19 protein-coding genes are annotated in these 20,486 nt (G+C 71.1%); 11 read left to right on the top strand and 8 right to left on the bottom strand.

The features are described from left to right. Window positions 1–642 precede the first annotated feature (642 nt). The gene (locus tag AB0J58_RS15575) at window positions 643–885 is read left to right on the top strand and encodes a hypothetical protein (RefSeq protein ID WP_364215530.1); all 243 of its coding nucleotides are present in this window, start codon (window positions 643–645) and stop codon (window positions 883–885) included. 18 nt (window positions 886–903) lie between these two features. Here the strand turns inward: AB0J58_RS15575 and AB0J58_RS15570 are convergent, their stop codons facing one another. From AB0J58_RS15570 to AB0J58_RS15560, 3 genes are all read right to left on the bottom strand, one after another. Beyond that, complete coding sequence (locus AB0J58_RS15570; protein WP_364215527.1) at window positions 904–1,143, bottom strand: hypothetical protein; 240 nt, start codon at window positions 1,141–1,143, stop codon at window positions 904–906. Window positions 1,144–1,236: 93 nt separating this feature from the next. Beyond that, window positions 1,237–2,250 carry a BtrH N-terminal domain-containing protein gene (locus AB0J58_RS15565; protein ID WP_364215524.1) on the bottom strand — a complete coding sequence of 338 codons (1,014 nt, stop codon included), beginning with the start codon at window positions 2,248–2,250 and terminating at the stop codon, window positions 1,237–1,239. Window positions 2,251–2,512: 262 nt separating this feature from the next. After that, complete coding sequence (locus AB0J58_RS15560; RefSeq protein WP_364215521.1) at window positions 2,513–3,058, bottom strand: MarR family winged helix-turn-helix transcriptional regulator; 546 nt, start codon at window positions 3,056–3,058, stop codon at window positions 2,513–2,515. 120 nt (window positions 3,059–3,178) lie between these two features. On the opposite strand from AB0J58_RS15560, the gene AB0J58_RS15555 reads away from it, so the two are divergent. Then, a complete protein-coding gene (locus AB0J58_RS15555; RefSeq protein WP_364215518.1) occupies window positions 3,179–4,741 on the top strand; it encodes an LLM class flavin-dependent oxidoreductase in 1,563 nt (520 codons plus the stop codon). Between the two features lie 84 nt (window positions 4,742–4,825). Here the strand turns inward: AB0J58_RS15555 and cydB are convergent, their stop codons facing one another. From cydB to AB0J58_RS15540, 3 genes are all read right to left on the bottom strand, one after another. Further along, window positions 4,826–5,767, bottom strand: a complete 942-nt coding sequence (gene cydB / locus AB0J58_RS15550; RefSeq protein ID WP_364215515.1) for a cytochrome d ubiquinol oxidase subunit II — start codon at window positions 5,765–5,767, stop codon at window positions 4,826–4,828. Between the two features lie 11 nt (window positions 5,768–5,778). After that, a complete protein-coding gene (locus AB0J58_RS15545) occupies window positions 5,779–7,203 on the bottom strand; it encodes a cytochrome ubiquinol oxidase subunit I (protein ID WP_364215512.1) in 1,425 nt (474 codons plus the stop codon). Window positions 7,204–7,698: 495 nt separating this feature from the next. Further along, a complete protein-coding gene (locus tag AB0J58_RS15540; RefSeq protein WP_364215509.1) occupies window positions 7,699–8,601 on the bottom strand; it encodes a polysaccharide deacetylase family protein in 903 nt (300 codons plus the stop codon). Between the two features lie 373 nt (window positions 8,602–8,974). Here AB0J58_RS15540 and AB0J58_RS15535 point away from each other — a divergent pair, with 373 nt between their 5' ends. The 9 genes from AB0J58_RS15535 to AB0J58_RS15495 all read left to right on the top strand — a co-directional run bounded on the left by AB0J58_RS15535 (window position 8,975) and on the right by AB0J58_RS15495 (window position 18,218). After that, window positions 8,975–9,931: an acyl-CoA desaturase gene (locus AB0J58_RS15535; RefSeq protein ID WP_364215605.1), complete on the top strand. Its 957-nt coding sequence runs from the start codon at window positions 8,975–8,977 to the stop codon at window positions 9,929–9,931. A 107-nt stretch (window positions 9,932–10,038) separates the two neighbouring features. Further along, a complete protein-coding gene (locus AB0J58_RS15530) occupies window positions 10,039–10,722 on the top strand; it encodes a carbon monoxide dehydrogenase subunit G (RefSeq protein ID WP_364215506.1) in 684 nt (227 codons plus the stop codon). Between the two features lie 210 nt (window positions 10,723–10,932). Then, window positions 10,933–13,722, top strand: a complete 2,790-nt coding sequence (locus tag AB0J58_RS15525; RefSeq protein WP_364215503.1) for a Na+/H+ antiporter subunit A — start codon at window positions 10,933–10,935, stop codon at window positions 13,720–13,722. Next, window positions 13,719–14,537, top strand: coding sequence for a Na(+)/H(+) antiporter subunit C (locus tag AB0J58_RS15520; protein WP_364215500.1), 819 nt, complete (start codon window positions 13,719–13,721; stop codon window positions 14,535–14,537). Before AB0J58_RS15525 ends, AB0J58_RS15520 begins: the two co-directional genes overlap by 4 nt. Continuing rightward, entirely contained in the window at window positions 14,537–16,135 is a 1,599-nt protein-coding gene (locus AB0J58_RS15515; RefSeq protein WP_364215497.1) for a Na+/H+ antiporter subunit D, read from the top strand. Before AB0J58_RS15520 ends, AB0J58_RS15515 begins: the two co-directional genes overlap by 1 nt. Next, window positions 16,132–16,692 carry a Na+/H+ antiporter subunit E gene (locus AB0J58_RS15510; protein WP_364215494.1) on the top strand — a complete coding sequence of 187 codons (561 nt, stop codon included), beginning with the start codon at window positions 16,132–16,134 and terminating at the stop codon, window positions 16,690–16,692. Before AB0J58_RS15515 ends, AB0J58_RS15510 begins: the two co-directional genes overlap by 4 nt. Then, the gene (locus AB0J58_RS15505; protein ID WP_343967367.1) at window positions 16,689–16,949 is read left to right on the top strand and encodes a monovalent cation/H+ antiporter complex subunit F; all 261 of its coding nucleotides are present in this window, start codon (window positions 16,689–16,691) and stop codon (window positions 16,947–16,949) included. The genes AB0J58_RS15510 and AB0J58_RS15505 overlap by 4 nt, the downstream gene beginning before the upstream one ends. Continuing rightward, window positions 16,946–17,293, top strand: coding sequence for a monovalent cation/H(+) antiporter subunit G (gene mnhG, locus AB0J58_RS15500; RefSeq protein WP_343967366.1), 348 nt, complete (start codon window positions 16,946–16,948; stop codon window positions 17,291–17,293). The genes AB0J58_RS15505 and mnhG overlap by 4 nt, the downstream gene beginning before the upstream one ends. A gap of 25 nt (window positions 17,294–17,318) precedes the next feature. Continuing rightward, window positions 17,319–18,218, top strand: a complete 900-nt coding sequence (locus tag AB0J58_RS15495; protein ID WP_364215491.1) for a hypothetical protein — start codon at window positions 17,319–17,321, stop codon at window positions 18,216–18,218. Between the two features lie 102 nt (window positions 18,219–18,320). On the opposite strand, the gene AB0J58_RS15490 is transcribed toward AB0J58_RS15495, so the two are convergent. Beyond that, window positions 18,321–19,415, bottom strand: a complete 1,095-nt coding sequence (locus tag AB0J58_RS15490; RefSeq protein ID WP_364215489.1) for a M20 family metallopeptidase — start codon at window positions 19,413–19,415, stop codon at window positions 18,321–18,323. Further along, window positions 19,412–20,458, bottom strand: a complete 1,047-nt coding sequence (locus tag AB0J58_RS15485; RefSeq protein WP_364215486.1) for a LacI family DNA-binding transcriptional regulator — start codon at window positions 20,456–20,458, stop codon at window positions 19,412–19,414. Before AB0J58_RS15485 ends, AB0J58_RS15490 begins: the two co-directional genes overlap by 4 nt. Between the last annotated feature and the right edge of the window lie 28 nt (window positions 20,459–20,486).

The following is a 20,486-nucleotide window of genomic DNA, read 5'->3' as shown; positions in this document are numbered from 1 at the left end:
ATTTTCTTTCCACCCTTCATGAAGAGGGGCGTGTTTCATGAACGGCTTCGGTGAGAATTGCACCTCGAATACCTGATGTCCTGCCGACGGAATGCGTGAGCATACTTGGAAAAGACTTGGGGGCGACTGGTGCTGTGTTCCTCAGAGCCGGTGGACGAACGTGCGGCGGAGGGGGGCTGGGGTGCTGGCCGCTCCAGCCCCAGCCCCAGGGCTTGGCGCGGGCGTTGAGCTGGGCGGCGGCGACCGCCTAGGCGATCTCGGTGGCATCGGCGAAGGTCTGCCCGGCGAACGCCGCCTTGCGCAGCGGCCGCCACCACCCCCGGCCGGGTTCAGCCAGCACGCCTTGACCGGGATGAACACCTGGCGGATCCGCGGGTGACGCAGCAGCCACTGGCGGACCTTCCAGCTGGAATGGCGGGACAGATCGTCGGTGATGCCGACGACCGGGCCATGCCGCTTGGCGGTGGCGATCTGCGTCAGCAGTTGGATCCAGCCGTCGTTGTCGCGCGAGGGCGCGCAGAAGGTGAGTCCGGTACGGTGCCGCACTTGGCCCTCCCGCTTCGCACTGCTGGAGGAGTGCATGCGGGGGTTCGGGCTTGATTTCCAGAGGCCCTGCACCGAACCGATCTTCCCCCCGGGAACGTGCTCCGCCTTGGCTGGCTCGACGAGAAGGAGGACGCGGTCCACGGATACGCGGAACCGCCGGTGCCCGCCGAAGAGGTGGGTGCCGAGACGACCGGTATGCGCCCCTATTCGATCACGAACGAGCAGTTCGTCGTGCTGGAGGGAAGGCCAAGCGGTTCCGGGCAGGGCGGTGCCACGTGGAGGGTGCATGGCCAGGGTGGACGGCGTGAGCTGTTCGACCTGCGCCGCGCGGCGGGCTGAGCTCTCATCGCCGCGCCCTCAGGCGGTACGCAGGCCGCCGGCGTCGTACAGCAGCACGTCGTTACCTGCGGCCACCGCCAGGACGGACCCGTTGGCGCTGAAGGTCACGGTGTGGACCTGGCCGGTCTCCAGGGGTTGCCGGAGCCGCCGCCGGGTGGCGACGTCCCACAGCAGGACGCCGTCCCAGCACCCGGCGGCCACCAGGCGGCCGTCGGCGGAGACCGCGAGGCACTGAACCGTGTTGCCGTTCTCGAACACCAGCGGCCCGTCCGGGCCGGGCGGGATCAGCCTGGACGGGCTCGGTGAGGCCGTCGGCCCGCCGGAGGGGCCGGTATTGGTTTTCGAAGGCCGTCAGGGCTGGATCGCGCCTGGGCTCTCACTCCCCAGGCGGCTCAGTGCCCGCATGGCCTCGCGTTCTATGCGTGAGAGATCGCAGAGGACGGTGCCCGCCTGTACGAGGTACCGCGCGTCGTCTGATTCACCGGCTTCTGCGATCAGTGCTGCGGCTTCCGTCCACAGGGTGGCCGCCTCGGTGTACAGCGTGTGACCGGTGCGCAGGTGACCGCTGTCGAGCAGCTGGACGCATTCGGCGAGGAAGTCGCGGTAGAGATTACGGAACAGGGCGCCGCCGGTGCCGGCCTTCTCCATCAGGAGGGCGGCCTGCGGCAGGTCCCGCCGCGGGTTGTCGGTGCGTTGGTGCCAGGTGCGCACCAGCCTCCCGGCCTTCTCGATGCCGCGGTGACCCAGGTTGGCGATGGGCGGGTTGAGGAAGGCGTCGGCGCAGGCGGTGATGGCGGGGATGATCTGACCTCGTGGGGAGGGCGGGTTCCTCGGAGCGGTGAGGGTGAAGGACCGGTGCCTGGCGGTCATCGGGCCGCGCGCGGCCCTGGCCCGGGCGAGGCTGGTCAGGCTGGTGGATACCGCTCCGCCTTGCTGGTCGGTGTCCACCAGGTAGGCGTCGTGGTCGTCGTAGCCGTACATGGCGACGACATGACCGCCGAAGTGCACCTTCGACCCGAAGTAGTCCAGGTGGTGGCTGTCAAGCTGCAGTCCGACGGGGTGGCCGGCGTCGATCGGGGCCACCACGTTCTGCCATGCCCTGCGGGGGGAGGTGGTCTCCTGGACCAGGAGTTCCAGCCCGAGTCCGGCGGCCAGGTTTCTGGTGAGCTCGAAAGGCTTGATCCGTCCCCCGAGGAAGGGGAAGCCCATACTCTTGCTGTCCCAGTAGACGAAGGACAGGCCGGAGCCGAGGCCGAAGAGCATGGGCTCGGACAGATCGAGTCCTTCGTGCCGCAGCAGCGCCCCCAGAGTTGTCGTTTCGCAGTGCCGCATACCGCGGGTGTCCATGTCTGCGACCATGGTCATGCCATGCTCTCCTGGACGGGGATGACCGGCCGGGCGGGCGAAGCGCCCGATGGTGAGAAGTTCGTCTTGCACGCCATCATGCTGGACTCTCCCACGGTGGGAGAGTCCAATCCTCTTCGCCGCCGTCATAGGCCGGGTCACGCAGCGGGCGAAGTCCCCGGCCGGGTCCGCCGGCGGCGATGTCGAATCGGTGGCGGTCCGGGAAGTCGATGTGCCGACCCTCGGGCAGCACGCAGGCGAACACCGGGCGGTCGGCGGGCGGTCAGCGGCGGGCGGAGCGGCGTGGTCTGGGAGGGGCGGCGTCGGGGGCCAGTTCGGTGACGAGTCGGCAGGTGTCGTGCACCGGGTCCAGGCTGTCGGCCTGGACGGCAAGCCTCCTGAGCAGCTCGCGGAAGACCGAGCGGTCCGCCTCCTCCAGCGGGGCCAGGACATGGTCCTCGGCGTGTTCGAGCCGGGTCTGCGCGTCGGCCCAGGTCGCCCTGCCGTGCTCGGTGGCGACGACGCGCTTGTTGCGCCGGTCGGCGGGGTCCGGGCGGCGTTCGACCAGGCCGGCCTGCTCCAGGTCGTCCAGCAGGTAGGTCATGACCGTCTTGTCGATGCCCAGGCGTTGCGCCAGCGCTCCCTGGCCGCCGGGGAGTTCCTGGGCGGCCGCGGCGAGCACCTGGTAGCCCCTGGGCCCGCCGGGCAGGTGGCCGAACAGCGCGTCCACCGTCCTGACGTAGGCGCGGAAGACCACCCCGAGGGTCCAGCCCAGGTCGCTGTCCAGGGCGTCCGAGGTCTCCGTGCCGGGACGTTGGGGTGCGGACATGCCGCCAGATTATCAGTACTAAAGGCGAAAAAGACCTTCTGTTTGACAATCTATCTGCTTTAAATACGATCTGTCATGCCACAAGTGCCGAACATCTGACATGACATTCCAAGGAGAGACATGGCCGACTACGGGCACGAGCTGCTGTTCGGAACCTTCCTGACGCCGGTCGCCGAGCAGGCTCAGCGGGTCGTCGCGCTCGCCCGGCTCACCGAGCAGGTCGGCCTGGATCTGGTGACCGTGCAGGACCATCCGTACCAGGCGCGGTTCCTCGACACCTGGACGCTGCTGTCGGTCATCGCGGCGAGCACCTCGACGGTGCGGGTGTCGCCGAACGTGGCGAACCTGCCGCTCCGCCCGCCGGTGGTACTGGCCCGTAGCGTCGCGACCCTGGACATCCTGAGCGGCGGCCGGGTCGAGCTCGGGCTCGGGGCGGGCGCCTTCTGGGAGGCCATCGCCGCCGTCGGCGGCCCCCGGCTGAACGCCGCCCAGGGGGTCGACGCCCTGGCGGAGGGCATCGAGGTCATCCGGGCCGTCTGGGCGACCGGCGGCGGGTCGGTCCGCCTCGACGGCCGGTACCACCGCGTCTGGGGAGCACACCCGGGCCCGGCGCCCGCCCACGACGTCGGCATCTGGCTGGGGGCCTACAAGAGGCGGATGCTCGGCCTGACCGGGCGGCTCGCGGACGGCTGGCTGCCCAGCAGCGCCTACGCCGCCCCGGACGCGCTCCCGGCGATGAACGCCGCCGTCGACGAGGCCGCGACCGGTGCGGGACGCTCACCCGGTGACGTCCGGCGGCTGTACAACATCTCCGGCGCCTTCACCGGCTCGGGGCGCGACTTCCTGCGGGGGCCGGCGGAGGTCTGGGCCGAGCAGCTCGCCGAGCTCACCCTCACCCAGGGGATGAGCGCCTACATCCTGGCCAGTGACGACCCCGACGACGTCCGGCGTTTCGCCGCCGAGGTCGTTCCCGGGGTCCGCGAACTGGTCGCGGCCGAGCGCGGCGGTTCGGGGCCGTCCGCCGCCGAGGTACGCGGTACGTCGGCGGCCGTCGTCCCGCCCGCCCAGGTCAGGGGAGTGGTGCCCGCCCTGGGAGTCACCCCCACCCCGGACGACGGCGTCCGGCTCGCCGACGTCCAGGTCTGGGACGAGAGCACCCGTCCGACCGGGCCCGATCCCGACCCGGACCGCGTCTACACCTCTCGGCAGCGGGCGGCCGGACAGCACCTCGTCGACATCCACGACCACCTTCGCAAGGAGCTCACCGAGATTCGCGGGCTCGTCGACCAGGTCACCACCGGTGTCATGGACCCCGGCGCCGCGCGCTCGCACATCAACACGATGACGATGCGCCAGAACAACTGGACCGTCGGCACGTACTGCGAGTCCTACTGCCGCCTCGTCACGACCCATCACACCCTGGAGGACCAGAGCCTCTTCCCGCACCTGCGCCGTTCGGACCCCAGGCTCGCGCCCGTCGTCGACCGCCTCCAGCAGGAGCACCACGCCATCCACGAGGTCCTCGAAGGCGTCGACCGGGCGCTGGTCGCCTTCGTCGGTCGGCCGGACGGCCACAAGGAACTGCGAGCGGCCATGGACCTGCTCACCGACACGCTCCTGTCCCACCTGTCGTACGAGGAGAGGGAACTGGTCGAGCCGCTCGCCAGGCTGGGCCTGCACTGAACGCCCCGCGACGGGTCCCTCCCGGCGAGCGGCGACCGGCGGTGAAGCGGGAGGCCCGACCCGTGAGAGGCGGGCCGGGGTGTCTCAGGACACCTCGGCGACCAGGCGCTTGCGGAAGACCCAGTACGACCACGCCTGGTAGCCGAGTACGAACGGCAGCGCGATCAGGCCGATCCAGGTGAGCATGCCCAGCGTGTACGGGCCGGAGGCGGCCTCGGCGACGGTGAGGCCGGGGAGCGGGGCGGGCCACAGGGCGCCGAACAGGGCGGCGCCGCCCAGTGCGATGGACGAGGCGGTGGCGGCGAACGCCCAGCCGTCCCGGCCGCGCCAGGTCAGCGCGATCCCCGCGGCCAGGGCCGCCATCGAGGCGAGCGCGCCCGCCCAGAGCCACGGGGCCGCCGACCAGCCGGCGGCCACCGCGTCGGTGACGGGGATGTTCGGCAGTGCCACCACCGCGGTGGGCAGCGCCACCGCGGCGGCGATCATCGCGGCGTGCCGGGCACGGGAGCGCACCGGCCCCGAGGTCTTGAGCGCGACGAACACCGCTCCGTGCAGCACGCACAGCGAGAGGGAGAGTGCCCCGCCGACCAGCGCGGCCACCGCGCTGTTCCGCAGCAGATCGGCGAAGACGGCGCCCCACAGGAACGCGGGCAGCGCGCTGCCGACCAGCACGCCCAGATCGCACCAGACGCGGTCGGAGGCGTGCTGGACCTTGCCGCGCCACTCCAGGCCGACGCCGCGCACGATCAACCCGACGAGGATCAGCGTGATCGGCAGGTAGAACTCGCTGAGCAGCCCGGCGTACCAGGCGGGGAAGGCGGCGAACATGGCGCCGACCGCGGTGATCAGCCAGACCTCGTTGCCGTCCCAGACCGGGCCGATCGTGCCCAGGACCTGCTTGCGCTCGGCCTCGTTCCCGGCCAGTGCCGGTGCCAGCATGCCCACGCCGAAGTCGAAGCCCTCCAGCACGAAGTAGCCGATCCACAGGAACGCGATGAGTACGAACCAGAAGGTGGTGAGTTCCATGATCGTCGCCTTCAGTACATCAGCGTCGGCTGGAGCCGGACGTCCGCGGTCTGGTCGTCGCGAGAGGGCGGGATGAGGGGCACGGCGGGAGCGGCGGGTTGGGGGCCCGCCTTGACGTGGCGGATGATCAGTACGGCCTCGGCCACCGCGAACACGCCGTAGACCAGGGTGAAGACCGCAAGTGAGATGGCCACCTCGGTCAGGCTGACGCCCGGCGAGACGCTCGCGGCCGTGAGCAGCTCACCTTGGACGGTCCACGGCTGGCGGCCGATCTCGGAGAGCAGCCAGCCCGAGATCATCGCGATGGTCGGCAGCGGCAGCGCCAGCAGGGCGGCCCTGGCGAACCAGGTCGGGAGTTCCTGCTGCGGGCGGCCGCCGCCGCGGCGCCTTCGGGTCAGCCAGAGGCCGAGAACCGACAGGCCCACCGTGGCCATCCCGAAGACGATCATCACGCGGAAGGACCAGAAGACCACCGGCAGGTTGGGCAGGTAGTCGGCCGGGCCGAACTGCTCGGTGAACCGGGTCTGTATGTCCGCCGTGCCCTGGACGACCGCGTTCGGGTCGTTGGTGGACAGGAAGCTGAGCAGTTTGGGGATCTCCACGCCCGGCACCGGGGAGAACGCCGCGCCGGCCGTGTCGTGGGTGAGCCCCTCGGCGGCGGCCAGCTTCATCGGCTGCTGCTCGTACAGCAGCTTGGCGGACATGTCCCCGCTGACCGCGACCACCGCGCCGGCGATCGCCGTCATGGCCAGCGCGGCCCGGATCGGGGTCCGCCAGACGCTCGGGGTGTTCCGCCGCGCCGTGGCGGCGCGCCGCTCCTTCAGGACCTGGTAGCCGCAGATCGCCAGCACGAAACCGCCTCCGACCACGAAGGCCGCCCCCACCACGTGGGGCACCTGCGCGAGGGCGGCGGAGTTGGTGAGCACCGCCCACAGGTCGGTCATCCGGGCCTTGCCGTCGATCACCTCGTAGCCGACAGGGTGCTTCATCCAGGCGTTGGCGGCGAGGATGAAGTAGGCGGACACGGTGGAGCCGATGACCGCGATCCAGATGGTGGCCAGGTGGATGCGTTTGGGGAGCTTGTCCCAGCCGAAGATCCACAGGCCGATGAAGGTGGACTCCAGGAAGAACGCGAGCAGTGCCTCCAGCGCCAGCGGGGCACCGAAGACGTCGCCGACGAAGATCGAGTACTCGCTCCAGTTCATGCCGAACTGGAACTCCTGCACGATGCCGGTCACCACGCCCATCGCGAAGTTGATCAGGAAGATCTTCCCGAAGAACTTCGTCAGCCGCAGGTAGTGCTCCTTGCCCGTGCGGTGCCATGCGGTCTGCAGGCCGGCCACGAAGACGCCGAGGCCGATGGTCAGGGGCACGAACAGAAAGTGGTACACGGTGGTCACCCCGAACTGCCACCGGGCCAGGTCTAGTGCGTCCATCTTCCCTTCGCGTTCCCCTCGCGGGCCTGTTGCTCTACAGCTTGTAGTTCTATCCCTAGTAGTACTACAAGCTGTAGAGTAAAAAGCGGGAGGGGCGCCGCGAGCTGGTGCGATCTTTGTCACATGGTCCGGTGCGAGACCGCACTTCTCAGCCGGACCGAGACCGTCCTTCGGCTCGCGGCGCCGGCTCTCCTCCTGCCGTGGGGAATACCTCCACGCATGTCCCGTCACATGGGACGTACCCCCGCCGCCCGCCATCCCCCCGGAGGCGTGACTTCATGGTGGGGCGGGCGGCGCCCCCGGGGCATCCACCTCCGGAGTGATTTCGAGGTACGTCGCGCGGGCGACATCGCGAGTCTCGCGCGCCGGATTCACGGCCCTCGCCGCCGTGTGAAGCGGGCGTGCCTGTGCCCCCCGGATTCGGTGACTCCCGGTCACCGGTGACGGCCGCGGCGGGACGACGGCCGGAAAGCCGGTCGAGGTACCCGGCCGGGGCTAGCGGGTCGCCGCCTTCGAGGTCGCCGCCTTCAGGTACGCGTCGAGGTTGCCGAGTTCGAACCCCCGGCGCCTGATCTTGGCGACCAGGATCTCGAAGTCACGGGCGAGGTTCGGACGGAAGTGCAGCAGCAGCACATCGCCGGGGCGGAGCCTCTTGTCGGGCACCTGGTAGGCGATCTTCCCGCCGGGCTGCACGGTCGCGGTCCAGAGCAGGAGCGCGTCGATGCCACAGGCCTTGGCGGCCCTGCGGGTCAGGGTGTTGTGGTTGCCGAACGGGGGGCGGAACAGGGTGGGCGCGGTGCCGGTGTGCCTGCGGATCAGCGTGGAGGTGCCGCAGATCTCGGCCTTCTGTCCCTGGTAGCCGAGTGCGGGCAGGTTCGGGTGCGTCAGCGTGTGGTTCTCGATCGTCGCCCCCGCGTCGCGCAGGTCGCGTACGTACCTCCACTTGCCCGCGCCCAGGAACCTGCCGCCCTGGGCGGTCGGATCGGTCGCGCCCCTGGCCTCCACGGCGTCGCGGGTGACGAAGGCCGCCACGGGGATCCGCTGGTCGCGGACCTGTGCCACGAAGCCGGGATCCTGCTCCCAGCCGTCGTCGATGGTCAGGAAGACGACTTTCCGCCTGGTGGGAATGGAGCTGATCACCGGAGGCAGGCCGTCATCGGGGCGGGGGATCACGCCCACCTCGCCGGGCCTGGGCATCGCGCCCGGCGGCCCTGCCGGTGTCCTCGCGGCCCGGCCGTTCCCGTCGGCGGGTGCCTTCCCCGCACCGGAGGAGGCGCCCGGCACGGGGGCGGCGCCCTCGTCGGCCCCGCCGTCCGGGCCCGTGGCGCACCCGGCGCTCACCGCCAGGGCCGTCGCCGCCGCCACCGCTCTTGTCGTCCAGTACGTCCCCGATGCCATGGGCGACCATCCTGCCAGCAGCCGGGAGTCTGATCGATCATGCCTCGCGAGGATGATCCGAGTGGCTATGTTCTCGTACTCCGATGATCGCGGTGTTCGGCGGGGTAGGGTCAGCACTACCACGATTAGGGGTGGAAGCGGGGGTTTGCGATCACGGCAGCCGCGCAATCCTGGGAAAGGCGTGATGTTCGGTTGACGCGGATATGTGGCGTCGCCGGCTGACGTTGTCATGTCGAGTGATCCGGCCCATCTGAGGAGAACCGTGACCAACTCCACCGCGATCGACGACGCGGATCCCCCCATCCCCCCTGAAAGCGCGGAACGGGGTAGTGACTTCGCCCGCCTGTCGCGCCGGATCACCCAGGCGGGGCTGCTGGACCGGCGCCCCGGTCACTACGCCGCACGGCTCGGCCTGGTGGCGGCGTCCTTCGTCGGCGGCTGGGCCGTCTTCTTCGCCGTCGGCGACTCGTGGTACCAGCTGCTGGTCGCCGCCTTCCTCGCGGTGGTGTTCGCGCAGATCGGCCTGGTCGCCCACGACCTGGCACACCGCCAGGTCTTCCGCTCCCGCCGTTCCAGCGAGCTCGCCGGGCTGGTGGCGGGAAACCTCGCCATCGGCATGAGCTACGGCTGGTGGATGGACAAGCACACCCGCCACCACGCCAACCCCAACCACGAGGACCACGACCCCGACGTCGCCCCCGACTTCCTGATCTGGTCGCACGAGCAGGCCGCTGAGAGCAGGGGACTGCCCAGGCTGCTGGGCCGCCGGCAGGCTTTCCTGTTCTTCCCGCTGCTCACGCTGGAGGGGTTCAACCTCCACGTGTCCAGCGTCCGGGCCCTGACGCGCCCGACGACCAGGAACCGGGCCGCGGAGGCGTCGCTGCTGGCCGTGCACGCCGCCCTGTACCTGGGCGCGCTGTTCACCGTGCTGTCGCCGGGCAAGGCCGTGGCCTTCCTGCTGCTGCACCAGGCGATCTTCGGCGTCTACCTCGGCTGCACCTTCGCGCCCAACCACAAGGGGATGCCGATGCTCAGGGGCGAGGAGAAGCTCGACTTCCTCCGGCGCCAGGTGCTGACCTCGCGCAACGTGCGCGGCGGCAGGGTCCTCGACACCGTGCTCGGCGGGCTCAACTACCAGATCGAGCACCACCTCTTCCCCAGCATGCCGATGCCCAACCTGCGCCGCGCCCAGCCGATCGTCCAGGCCTACTGCCAGGAGCTGGGCGTCGACTACCTGGAGACCGGGATCGTCAGCTCGTACGCGCAGGCGCTGCGCCACCTGCACGAGGTGGGCGCGTCCCTGCGAGCCGGAAGCCCCGCGCCCGGCTGACCCGGCCGGTCTCGTGCGCCAGGGCGGCAGCACTGACAACGAAGGGCCGCGCCGGCGGGCAGATGTTGCTGTTATCCGCCCGCCCCGAGATTGCCTAGGGTGCTGGTGTGAAGCTCGCAGGCAGTGCCGTGCTCGGCATCGACAGAGATCGTGTGTGGTCAGCGCTCCAGAACCCGGCCGTGCTCGTACGCACGATTCCGGGGTGCGAGCGCCTTGAGGAGACGGGCCCGGACACCTACCGGATGACCGTCACCGCGGGCGTGGCCTCCATCAAGGGCGTCTACCAGGGCGAGGTCGCCCTGTCGGAGCCCGAGGCTCCGGAACGGTTCGTGCTCAGGGCCCGCGGCCAGGGCGCCCCCGGCACCGTGGACGCCACGGTGCGGGTCCGTCTCAGCGAGGTCGAGGGCGGCACCCGGATCGACTACGACGCCGAGGCCGTGATCGGCGGCATGATCGGGGGTGTCGGCCAGCGCATGCTCGGCTCCGTCGCGAGGAAGACCGCGGGCGACTTCTTCTCCGCGGTGGAGAGCCATCTCGTCTCCGGCGTATCCGGTGTCTCCGGCGAGATCCCCGCCGCGACCGTACCCGCGGAGGTCGCCGCGTCCGCCGCACCGAAAGCGAAAGCACCGGTCGAGGTCGGCCCCGCGCACGTCTTCGAGCGCCCGGCGAAACAGCCCCGGGCCGGAGTCCCCGCCTGGTCGCTCCTCGCCGCGTTCGGCATGGGCGCGGGCATCGCGCTCGGCAGCGCGGTGATCGGCTGGGTGCTCGGCCGCACCGGCAGGAAGCGGTGACGTCGCTCACAAAAGGAGAAGGGTAAGCGCTTCCGCCGACGGCGGTGCCGGGGAGGGCCAATGTCCCTGCCAGCAGGAACATTCGAGGAGTCGATCATGCCGAGGTGAAGGATCTACGGTGTTCGGGTCAGCGCTCCGCGCGTTTGACCAGGCAAACTTACGCCTTTTAGGATCCTGGCGTACGTCTGCCACGACGGGTCACGGGGGAACATGGAGCCGCTGCTGATCCTGCACGCCGTGGCGGCGGCGATCGCTCCGGCGCTGGTGCGCCGCTTCGGCAGGGCCGCGTTCCTCATGCTCGCCGTGCCACCGGCCTGCGGGTTCGGCTACACGATCTGGGTCGCCCTGACCGGCATCCCCGTCGAGTCACACCACGACTGGGCGCCCGGCCTCGGCCTGGGACTGTCCTTCCGCGCCGACGCGCTGGCCCTGCTCATGATGGCCCTGGTCACGGGCGTGGGCGCGCTGGTCGTGCTGTACTGCTCGCGCTACTTCTCCGCCGACGCCGAGGGGCTGGGCCGGTTCGCCGGGGTGCTCGTCGCCTTCGCCGGGGCGATGCTCGGGCTGGTGGTCGCGGACGACCTGCTGCTGCTGTACGTGTTCTGGGAGCTGACCACGGTCTTCTCCTACCTGATGATCGGCCACGACCCCGCCAGCAGGACCAGCCGCCGCGCCGCGATGCAGGCGCTGATCGTCACCACCTCCGGTGGCCTGGCGATGCTGGGTGGCATGATCATGCTCGGCGAGGCGGCGGGAACGTACCGCATCTCGCGGATCGTGCAGAGCCCGCCGTCCGGCGGCCTGGTGACGGTGGCGGTGGTGCTGATCCTGGTCGGCGCGCTGTCGAAGTCGGCGGTCTTCCCGTTCAGCATGTGGCTGCCCGCCGCGATGGCCGCGCCGACCCCGGTCTCGGCCTACCTGCACGCCGCGGCGATGGTGAAGGCGGGAATCTACCTGCTCGCCCGCCTGGGACCGGCTTTCGGGGAGCTCGCCGCCTGGCGGTGGACCGCCGTACCCCTGGGCCTGCTCACCATGCTGCTCTGCGCCTGGCGGGCGCTGCGCGAGCACGACCTCAAGAAGCTGCTCGCCTACGGAACGGTGAGCCAGCTGGGTTTCCTGACGGTGCTGTTCGGCGCGGGCACCCGCGACACCGCGATCGCCGGGGTCGGAATGCTGCTCGCGCACGCGCTGTTCAAAGCCTCCCTCTTCCTGGTCGTCGGCATCATCGACCACGCCACCGGCACCCGTGACCTGCGAGAGCTGAGCGGCCTGCGGCGTTCGGCGCCGTGGCTGGCCGCGATCGCCACCGGGGCCGCCGCCTCGATGGCGGGCATCCCGATGTTCCTGGGGTTCGTCGGCAAGGAGGCCGCCTTCGAGTCGCTGCTGACCGGACGGGGCATCGACACGGTGGTGCTCGCCGGAGTCGTCCTCGGGTCGGCGCTCACCGCCGGCTACAGCGCGCGTTTCCTGTGGGGCGCCTTCGCCGTCAAGCCCGGTGTCGAGCCGGTGCCCGTGCACTCCTTCGGCGCCGCGCTGTTCCTGCCGCCCGCGCTGCTCTCCGCGCTCGGCCTCGCCGTCGCCCCGCTCGCCGCACGCTACGGCGAGGCGATGCGGAGCTACACCGACACCTTCCCCGGGCCCGGCCACGGCACCCACCTCGCGCTGTGGAGTGGTGCTCCGGTGCCGCTGCTGCTCTCGGCCGTCGCGCTGGCGGGTGGAGCGCTCCTCTTCCTGGCCAGGAGGCCGCTGGCGCGGATCGGGGAGACCCTGCACGTGATCGACTCCGGCCGGGCCTACTGGGGCCTGGTCCGCGGGCTGGAACGTTTCTCCCTGCAGCTGACCGGCGTGGTCCAGCGCGGCTCGCTGCCCGACTACCTCATGATCGCATTCGTCCTGGTGGCGGCGGTGGGCGCCTTCTCGCTGCTGTACGGCCCCGGACCCGTCCTCCAGCTGGACGTGGTGGCCTGGGACCGCATCGAGCAGCCCGTCATCGGCGTGCTCGTCATCGCCGCGACGGCCATCGCGCTCAGGGTGCGCGCGCACATCGTGCTCGTGCTGCTGGCCGGCCTGACCGGGTACGGCACGGCGCTGCTCTTCCTCGTCCACGGCGCGCCCGACCTGGCGCTGACCCAGTTCCTCGTCGAGACGCTGAGCCTGGTCGTGTTCGTGCTGGTGCTGCGGAGGCTTCCGCTCGGGCCGAGGGAGGAGCGGGGACGGCTGTCGTTCGGCGCGCGGCTCACCCTCGGCATCGTGAGCGGTGTCGTGCTGGCGGGGGCCGGCATGTTCGCGATGAACGCGCGGCAGGCGACACCGATCGGCACGCTGATGGCCGAAGCGGCGAAGGAGGCCGGGGCCGCCAACATCGTCAGCGCGCTCCTGGTCGACATCCGGGCCTGGGACACGATGGGGGAGAGCTCCGTGCTCGTCGTGCTCACCCTCGGCATGACCGGCCTGATCTTCCTGCGCAGACGCTCGCACGCGCCGCAGCCGCCGCCGGAGAGAACCGGGGAGGAGCCCCGGACGTACTGGCTGGCGACCACCCTGCCGCAGGGGCAGCGGACGGTGGTCCTCGAGTTCGTGGCCCGGGTGACCTTCCACACCGTGATGCTGGTCTCGGTCTTCCTGCTGTTCACCGGGCACAGCGGGGTGGGCGGCGGGTTCGCCGGAGGCATCGTGGCAGGTCTCGCGCTGGTCCTGCGCTACCTCGCCGGAGGCAGGCACGAGCTGGCCGCCGCCGCGCCGGTCGCCCCCGGGGTGATGATCGGGCTGGGGCTCCTGCTGTCCACGCTCACCGCGCTGGTGGGGCTGCTGGGCGGCGCCGGAGTGCTGGACATGCTCTCCGCCGACCTGTACGTCCCGCTGGTCGGCAAGCTGCACCTGTCGACGGTGCTCCTGTTCGACCTCGGGGTCTACATCACGGTGATCGGCATGGTGCGGGACATCCTGCGCAGCCTGGGCGCCGAACTGGATCGGCAGATCGCCGAGGGGGAGGGCCGGTGACCGCGCCCGCGCTGCCGCTCCTGGTGGTCGCCGTGCTGGTGGCCGCGGGGGTCACGCTGCTGCTGGAGAGGAGCCTGGTCCGGCTGCTGGCCGGCGTCATCCTGCTCAGCAACGGGGTGAACCTGCTGATCCTCACCGTGGGCGGGCCACCGGGAGAACCGCCGATCCTGGGCGCCTCCGATCCGGAGCGGATGGCCGACCCGCTGCCGCAGGCCATGGTGCTCACCTCCATCGTCATCACGCTGGGCGTCACCGCCTTCCTGCTCGCCATGATCCATCGGTCCTGGCAGCTCACCGGTGCCGACGAGGTGCAGGACGACACCGAGGACCGCCAGGTGCGGCTGCGCGCCAGGCAGGGCGAGCTGAGCCAGGCCGTGCTCGACCGGCAGGCCGCCTACCAGCGGCTGGTCCGCGAGCAGCGCGCCGAGCTGGCCCGGCTGGAGGAGGAACACCACGAGTGGGAGCGCAGGGAGGCCGAGGAACTGGAGCAGCGGATCCTGGACGTGAACGTCGACCTGGGCCGCTGGTTGCAGGAGCACAAGAACGACGGTCTGTCCGCCGAGCGGCTCGCCGAGCGTTTCGCCGAGGCCCAGCAGGCGGAGGACGTCTCCAAGGAAGGCCGGGAGCAGCGCCTCCGTGAGGTGCGCGCCGAGTTCGCCCGCAGGCAGCGGGAGCAGGCGGCGCGCGAGCGTGAGATCCGCAAACGGCTCCGCGCCCGCCAGCGCGATGCCCGCAGGCAGATGCGCGCCGCGATCCGGGAGGACCGGGCACGACAGGCCAGGGCGGAAGATCCCGAGCTGGAGGGGGAGGACTGATGGAGGCGCTGATCCCGGTGCCCGTGGTGCTGCCGCTGCTGGCCGTCGGTCTCAAGCTGGCCATCGGCCAGCGGCTGCGCAGGTTGCAGGCGCTCATCAGTGTGGGCACGCTCACGGTGGTGCTGCTCGTGTCGCTGGTCCTGCTGTTCGCGGCGGATCAGCAGGGGCCGCTGGTGGCCCGCGCCGGGGGTTGGGGCGCGCAGATCGGCATCGCGCTCGTCGCCGACCGGCTCTCCACACTGATGCTGGCGGTCTCCTCCGCGGTGACGCTCTGCGTGATGATCTACTCGCTGTCCCAGTCCTGGGCCGACCAGGAGTACAAGGCCTCGCTGTCGATCTTCCACCCGGCTTACCTGATCATGGTCGCCGGAGTGTCGGATGCCTTCCTGTCCGGGGACCTGTTCAACCTCTTCGTCGGGTTCGAGATGCTGCTCGGCGGCTCGTACGTACTGCTGACCTTCGGCGGGACCGAGTCCCGCATCCGGGCGGGCGCCACCTACACGGTGATAGGACTGGCCTCGTCACTGCTGTTCCTGGTCGCGATCGCGGTGGCCTACGGCGCCACGGGCACCGTGTCGATGGCGCAGCTGGCCGAGCGGTTCTCGGTGCTGCCCCAGCACGTCAGGCTGCTGGTCGAGCTGACACTCCTGCTGGTCTTCGTGGTCAAAGCCGCGATCTTCCCGATGTCGGCGTGGCTGCCCGACTCGTATCCGACCGCGCCCGCCCCCGCGACGGCGCTCTTCGCCGGGCTGCTCACCAAGGTCGGCGTCTACTCGATCATCCGGCTGGAGGCGCTGCTGTTCCCCGGGGGCCCGGTGGGCGGCGTGCTGATGTGGGCGGCGCTGCTGACCATGCTCGTCGGGGTGCTCGGGGCGGTAGCTCAGACCGACATAAAACGGATGCTCTCCTTCACCCTGGTCAGCCATATCGGCTACATGGTGTTCGGAGTCGCCCTGTTCAGCGTCCAGGGCATGGCGGGTGCCATCTTCTACGTGGCCCACCACATCACCGTGCAGACGAGCCTGTTCCTGGTGACCGGCATGATCGAGCGCCGCACCGGCACCACCTCCCTGGACGGTCTCGGCGGTCTGGCGAAACTGACACCCGTGATCGCGGTGCTCTTCTTCGTGCCCGCGATGAACCTGGCGGGCATCCCGCCGATGTCAGGCTTCCTGGGCAAGCTCGGGCTGATCCAGGCGGGAGTGGCGGACGGCGGTCCGATGGCCCTGACCCTGGTCGCCGGAGGGCTGGTGACCAGCCTGCTCACCCTGTACGCGGTGGCCACGACCTGGAACAAGGCGTTCTGGCGGGTGCCGCCCGAGGGAATGGTCACCGAGGGGGGAACCGTGCTGGAGACCCAGGAGGACGGGGACGGGGACGGAGCGGACCCGAGGCCCGCCGCCGGGCCCGTCGGCGAGACGATCGTCACCTCCGTCACCATGCCGAAGCTCATGTTCGCCTCCACGGCCGCCCTGGTGGCCCTGGCCCTGTCCTTCACCGTGCTGGCCGGCCCGCTGTCCGCCCTGTCGGAGCGGGCCGCAGCGGAACTGCTGGCCCGCGAACCGTACATCTCCGCGGTGCTCGGCGGTGAGCGATGAGCGAGCCCCGCCCGGCGTTCACGGTGCTACGGCTGCTGGGCAGACCCGTGCCGCTGCCGCAGGTGCTCTGGCTGACGCTGATCTGGCTGCTGCTCTGGGGAGACCTGAGCGTGGGCAACGTGCTCGGCGGCCTGCTGGTCGGGCTGGTCCTCGTGTGGCTGCTGCCCCTGCCGATCCAGGACACCGGCATCCGGCTGCACCCTGTCGGGATCCTGCTGTTCCTCGTCCGCTTCGCGCGGGACATGGTGATCTCCAGCTTCCGGGTGGCCTTCTGGGCGCTGAGACTGGGCAGACCGCCGCCGGTCCAGGTCGTCGAGGTGAGGCTGCGCGCCTCGTCGGAGCCGATGGCGGTGCTGGTGACGGTGGCGCTGTCGGCGCTGCCGGGCAGCCTGGTGCTGGAGGCGAACGTCCGGGAGAGAACGCTCCTGCTTCACGTGCTCGGCGTGCCCGGCGACCCGTCGACGGTCGGCCAGGTCACCCAGGACGACGTGACCCGGCTGGAGAAGCGCATCGTGACCGCCTTCGGCACCCGCGCGGATCAGGAGGAGGTGCGATGACGACGGTTTACCTGATCACGCTGGGGCTGCTCGCCGCCGCGGCGGCGATGACGCTCTACCGCCTGGTGCGCGGTCCGACGATGCTGGACCGCGCCGTCTCGCTGGACGTGCTCACCGCCGTCGTCATCTGCGCGATCGGGGCGGGGGCGGCGACCTACCGGGAGTACTCGATGCTGCCCGTGCTGCTGGTGCTCTCCCTGCTGGGGTTCGTCGGCTCGGTCTCGCTGGCCAGGTTCTTCTCCGGGCGTGCCCGATGACCGCGATGGACGTGGCCGCGGCCGTCTGCCTGCTGCTGGGGGCGACGCTGGCGTTCGCGGCGGGAGTGGGCATGGTCAGGTTCCCCGGCACCCTGGCGCGCATGCACGCCGCGACCAAGCCCCAGGTGCTCGGCCTCCACCTCATCCTGCTCGCCATGTGGCTGCGCGACCCCAGCTGGAAGATCGCCGGTGTCATCATCCTGGTCGCCGTCTACCAGGTGGTGACGGCCGCGGTGGCCGCCTACATGGTGGGAAGAGCCGCCTATCTCACCGCGAAGCCGCAGGGCGGCGACGACGGCGACGACGGCACGGCCGTACCGTCCTCCGGTGACGCTCGCGCCTAAGGATCTCCCGGCGTACCGTGTCGGTATGCGTGAGGGACGTGCGGAGGACGCGAGGACCGAGGCCAGACGACTGATCCGTGACCTACTGGGCGAGGAGCGGCCGGACGCCGCCCTGCTGCTGGGCGAGGCGGGAGCGGTGCTGGGCGCCGACCGTGTCGCGCGTTCCGTCGAACTGGCCCGAGGCGCCCCTCTCACCCGCAGATCCACCGAGCTCGCCGCGCTGGCCGCCCTGCTGGTCGGAACCCGCGAGCTCGGCGAGCGGTGGTGGCGGCGCGAGCGTGGCGGCAAGCTGCCCGCGCCGGACGAGGTGCTCTGGAGCTCCACCGCGATCGAGCCGTGGACCGACCTGACGGTCCTGGAGATGCTCGCCGCCTGGATAGCCGACGACGCGGCGGACGAGACCTGGGGCCGCCCCGCCGCCGTCGCGGACCTCAACTCCTGGCAGGCCGAGGACCGGGTCGAGCTGCCACCCGACGCGCGCCCAGGCCAGCGGATCGTGGTCTCCTTCGACGCGGGCGGCCGCCTCGACGCGCTGGTCCTGCGCCGGACGGACGACGAGCTCGGTTCCAACCTCGACTTCGACTCCCTGCGCTACTCCCGTCCCGCCGAGGCCCAGTGGAGCTGGGGCGTCGCCGCGGGGCTGGGCCCGCACCGGCTGGACGAGCACCCCGACCCGTACGAGCAGCCGGTCGACGCCGAGGCGGCCGGGATCCTGCACACCTGGGCGCTGCGCCAGGGCGCCTCCGCGGAACAGGCGGGTGCGGTCTGGCGCAACAGGGGCGACGTCATCGCCGCCATCGAGCGGATCGACTGGATGTGGCGCAGCGGCGAGTGGTTCGCCTGGTGGCGCGGGGTGTCCGCGCTGGTCGACGGCGAACCCGGGCAACTGGCCGCCCGCCTCGGGGAGATCGCCGACGCACCCTAGCGCCGGGAGCGCAGATCCACCTCGGTCCCGGCATGGGAAGGCAGGCTGGTTTCCCGCAGCGCGTTCGCGACCTCCGCCGAGGAACGGAGCGCAGGACAGGGCCTATGGGGCCGAGAGTCCCGCCAGGGCGCCGGCGTAGATCTCGACGGCCTCCTCGATCCGGGGAATCTCGCAGTACTCGTCGGTGACGTGCGCCTGCTCCGGCTCCCCGGGGCCGCAGATCACGGTGGGGGCGCCACCGCAGGCGACGGCCAGCACCGAGGCGTCGGTGAAGTAGCTGGCGGCCGGTCGCTCGCCCGGGGGACGGGCCCCCGCGGCGACCAGGACCCGCACGAAGGGGTCGTCCGGGTCGGTCCACACCGAGGGCAGGTCGGTCAGCACCTCCAGCGAGGTCTCCCCGCCGAGCCTCTCCCGGAGCCGCTCGCGTAGCTCCGCGTGGTCCTGACCGGTGACCGTGCGCATGTCGACGGTCGCCTCGGCGAGGTCGGGGACGGAGTTCACGTTGATCCCGCCGTGTACGGTCCCCACGTTCACGGTCGGCGCGCCGAGCCAGGGATGAGGGGACACGCCGGGATCGAAGCGCTCGACGGCGCCGATCGCGCGGGCCAGCTTGTAGATCGCGTTGTCGCCCAGGTGGGGCATCGAGCCGTGGGCGGTCCGGCCGTGGGCGGTCGCCTTCAGCCAGAGCGCGCCCTTGTGCCCGAGCAGGGCGCGGTTCGCGGTCGGCTCGGCGACCAGCAGCCCCCGGGACCGGCTGACCAGTCCACGGGCGACCATGTCGATCGCCCCCTCGCAGCCGGTCTCCTCTCCCGCGGTGAGGACGATCTCCAGTGCCACCCGGTGGTTCGGCCCGCGCACGTGCCGCTCGGCGGCGACGACCAGCGCGGCCACCCCGGCCTTCATGTCGCTGGACCCCCGCCCGTAGAGCCGGTCGCCGTCCACCTCCGCGGTGTGCGGCTCGTGCGTCCACGGCCGGCCGCCCAGCGGGACCGTGTCGAGGTGACCGGTGAGGGTGACGGGCACCCCCGTGCCCCATCGGGCCACCAGTCCGGTACGGCCGGGCGCGTGGTCGTGCGCCCGCACCTCGAAACCGGCGGCCTCCAGCCTGCGGGCGAGCGGCTCGGCGACCGCGGCCTCGCCGCCGCCCACCGAGTCGATCCTGATCAGCTCGCGGGTCAGTGCCACGACGTCGGTCATGTCGTTTCCTCGCCTTCCTGACCGTCCCCGGTCATGGTTCCTCCGGTCACGAGGCGGCTGGTCTCCCGTACGACGAGCCGGGGCGCGATCGCGATGCGTTGCGCGGCCCGCGGCTCGCCCACCCGCACCTGGCCCAGCAGGCGTACCGCCTCGGCAGCCATCTCCTCCACCGGCTGGCGCACGGTGGTGAGCGGCGGGTCGCACATCGCCGCGTGGCCGACGTCGTCGAATCCCACCACCGCCACCTCCTCGGGAACGCGTACGCCGCCGAGCCGCAGCGCTCGCAGCAGGCCGACCGCGATCTCGTCGTTCCCGCAGACCACCGCGTCCGGCAGGGGGCCGTCGGCCAGGAGCGACCGCCCGGCCTCGAAGCCCCAGGCGAGGGTGAACTCGCCGAGCAGCGGCGACCTGGAGACGATCCCGGCGCGGGCCGTGGCGAGCTGGAAGCCGGCCAGCCGCAACCTCGCGGAGGAGTTCATCAGGCGGCTGCTGACGAAGACGACGGAGCGTGCTCCTCCGGCGACCACGTGGTCGACCGCCTGGGCCAGCGCCGAGTCGTCGTCCACGCCGACCCAGTCGGCTCCGCCGCCCTCGATGTAGCGGTCCACCTGCACCAGGGGCACCTGACGGGCGGCGTTCAGGACGGCCGGCGCACTGGCCTCGAAGTCGCACGGACTGATGATCAGGCCGTCCACCCGCCGGGCCAGCAACGTGTTCAGCCGTCGGGCCTCGATCTCGGGCGTGTACAGGGAGGCGCACAGCAGCAGGTCGCGCCCGGTCTCCTGGAGCTGATGCTCCACCGCTTCGACGATCGTGGTGAAGAACGGGTTGCCGATGCCGGGAACGATCATGCCGATCGTTCCGGTGGTCTGGTCGCGCAGTGCCTTGGCGACGGCGTTCGGCCGGTAGCCCAGCTCTGCGGCGGCCCGTTTCACCCGCTCGGCCACCTCGGGGGTGACCTTGCGGCGGCCGGACAGGGCACGCGAGGCCGAGGCCACGGAGACGCCGGCCGCTCTGGCCACGTCGTGGATTGTCACGCCCATGTTGTGTAATCGATTTCCCTGGTCGCGC

It is taken from the genome of Streptosporangium sp. NPDC049644 (assembly GCF_040675205.1).
Classification (GTDB): domain Bacteria; phylum Actinomycetota; class Actinomycetes; order Streptosporangiales; family Streptosporangiaceae; genus Streptosporangium; species Streptosporangium fukuiense.
This window is presented reverse-complemented; position numbering and strand designations above follow the sequence as displayed.

Coding starts and splice junctions, on each gene's coding strand:
- AB0J58_RS15495 (WP_364215491.1), top strand. CDS start 17,319: ATGCGTGAGGGACGTGCGGAGGACGCGAGGACCGAGGCCAGACGACTG.
- AB0J58_RS15485 (WP_364215486.1), bottom strand. CDS start 20,458: ATGGGCGTGACAATCCACGACGTGGCCAGAGCGGCCGGCGTCTCCGTG.
- AB0J58_RS15560 (WP_364215521.1), bottom strand. CDS start 3,058: ATGTCCGCACCCCAACGTCCCGGCACGGAGACCTCGGACGCCCTGGAC.
- AB0J58_RS15505 (WP_343967367.1), top strand. CDS start 16,689: ATGACGACGGTTTACCTGATCACGCTGGGGCTGCTCGCCGCCGCGGCG.
- AB0J58_RS15545 (WP_364215512.1), bottom strand. CDS start 7,203: ATGGACGCACTAGACCTGGCCCGGTGGCAGTTCGGGGTGACCACCGTG.
- AB0J58_RS15515 (WP_364215497.1), top strand. CDS start 14,537: ATGGAGGCGCTGATCCCGGTGCCCGTGGTGCTGCCGCTGCTGGCCGTC.
- AB0J58_RS15555 (WP_364215518.1), top strand. CDS start 3,179: ATGGCCGACTACGGGCACGAGCTGCTGTTCGGAACCTTCCTGACGCCG.
- mnhG (WP_343967366.1), top strand. CDS start 16,946: ATGACCGCGATGGACGTGGCCGCGGCCGTCTGCCTGCTGCTGGGGGCG.
- AB0J58_RS15565 (WP_364215524.1), bottom strand. CDS start 2,250: ATGACCATGGTCGCAGACATGGACACCCGCGGTATGCGGCACTGCGAA.
- AB0J58_RS15540 (WP_364215509.1), bottom strand. CDS start 8,601: ATGGCATCGGGGACGTACTGGACGACAAGAGCGGTGGCGGCGGCGACG.
- AB0J58_RS15510 (WP_364215494.1), top strand. CDS start 16,132: ATGAGCGAGCCCCGCCCGGCGTTCACGGTGCTACGGCTGCTGGGCAGA.
- cydB (WP_364215515.1), bottom strand. CDS start 5,767: ATGGAACTCACCACCTTCTGGTTCGTACTCATCGCGTTCCTGTGGATC.
- AB0J58_RS15525 (WP_364215503.1), top strand. CDS start 10,933: ATGGAGCCGCTGCTGATCCTGCACGCCGTGGCGGCGGCGATCGCTCCG.
- AB0J58_RS15490 (WP_364215489.1), bottom strand. CDS start 19,415: ATGACCGACGTCGTGGCACTGACCCGCGAGCTGATCAGGATCGACTCG.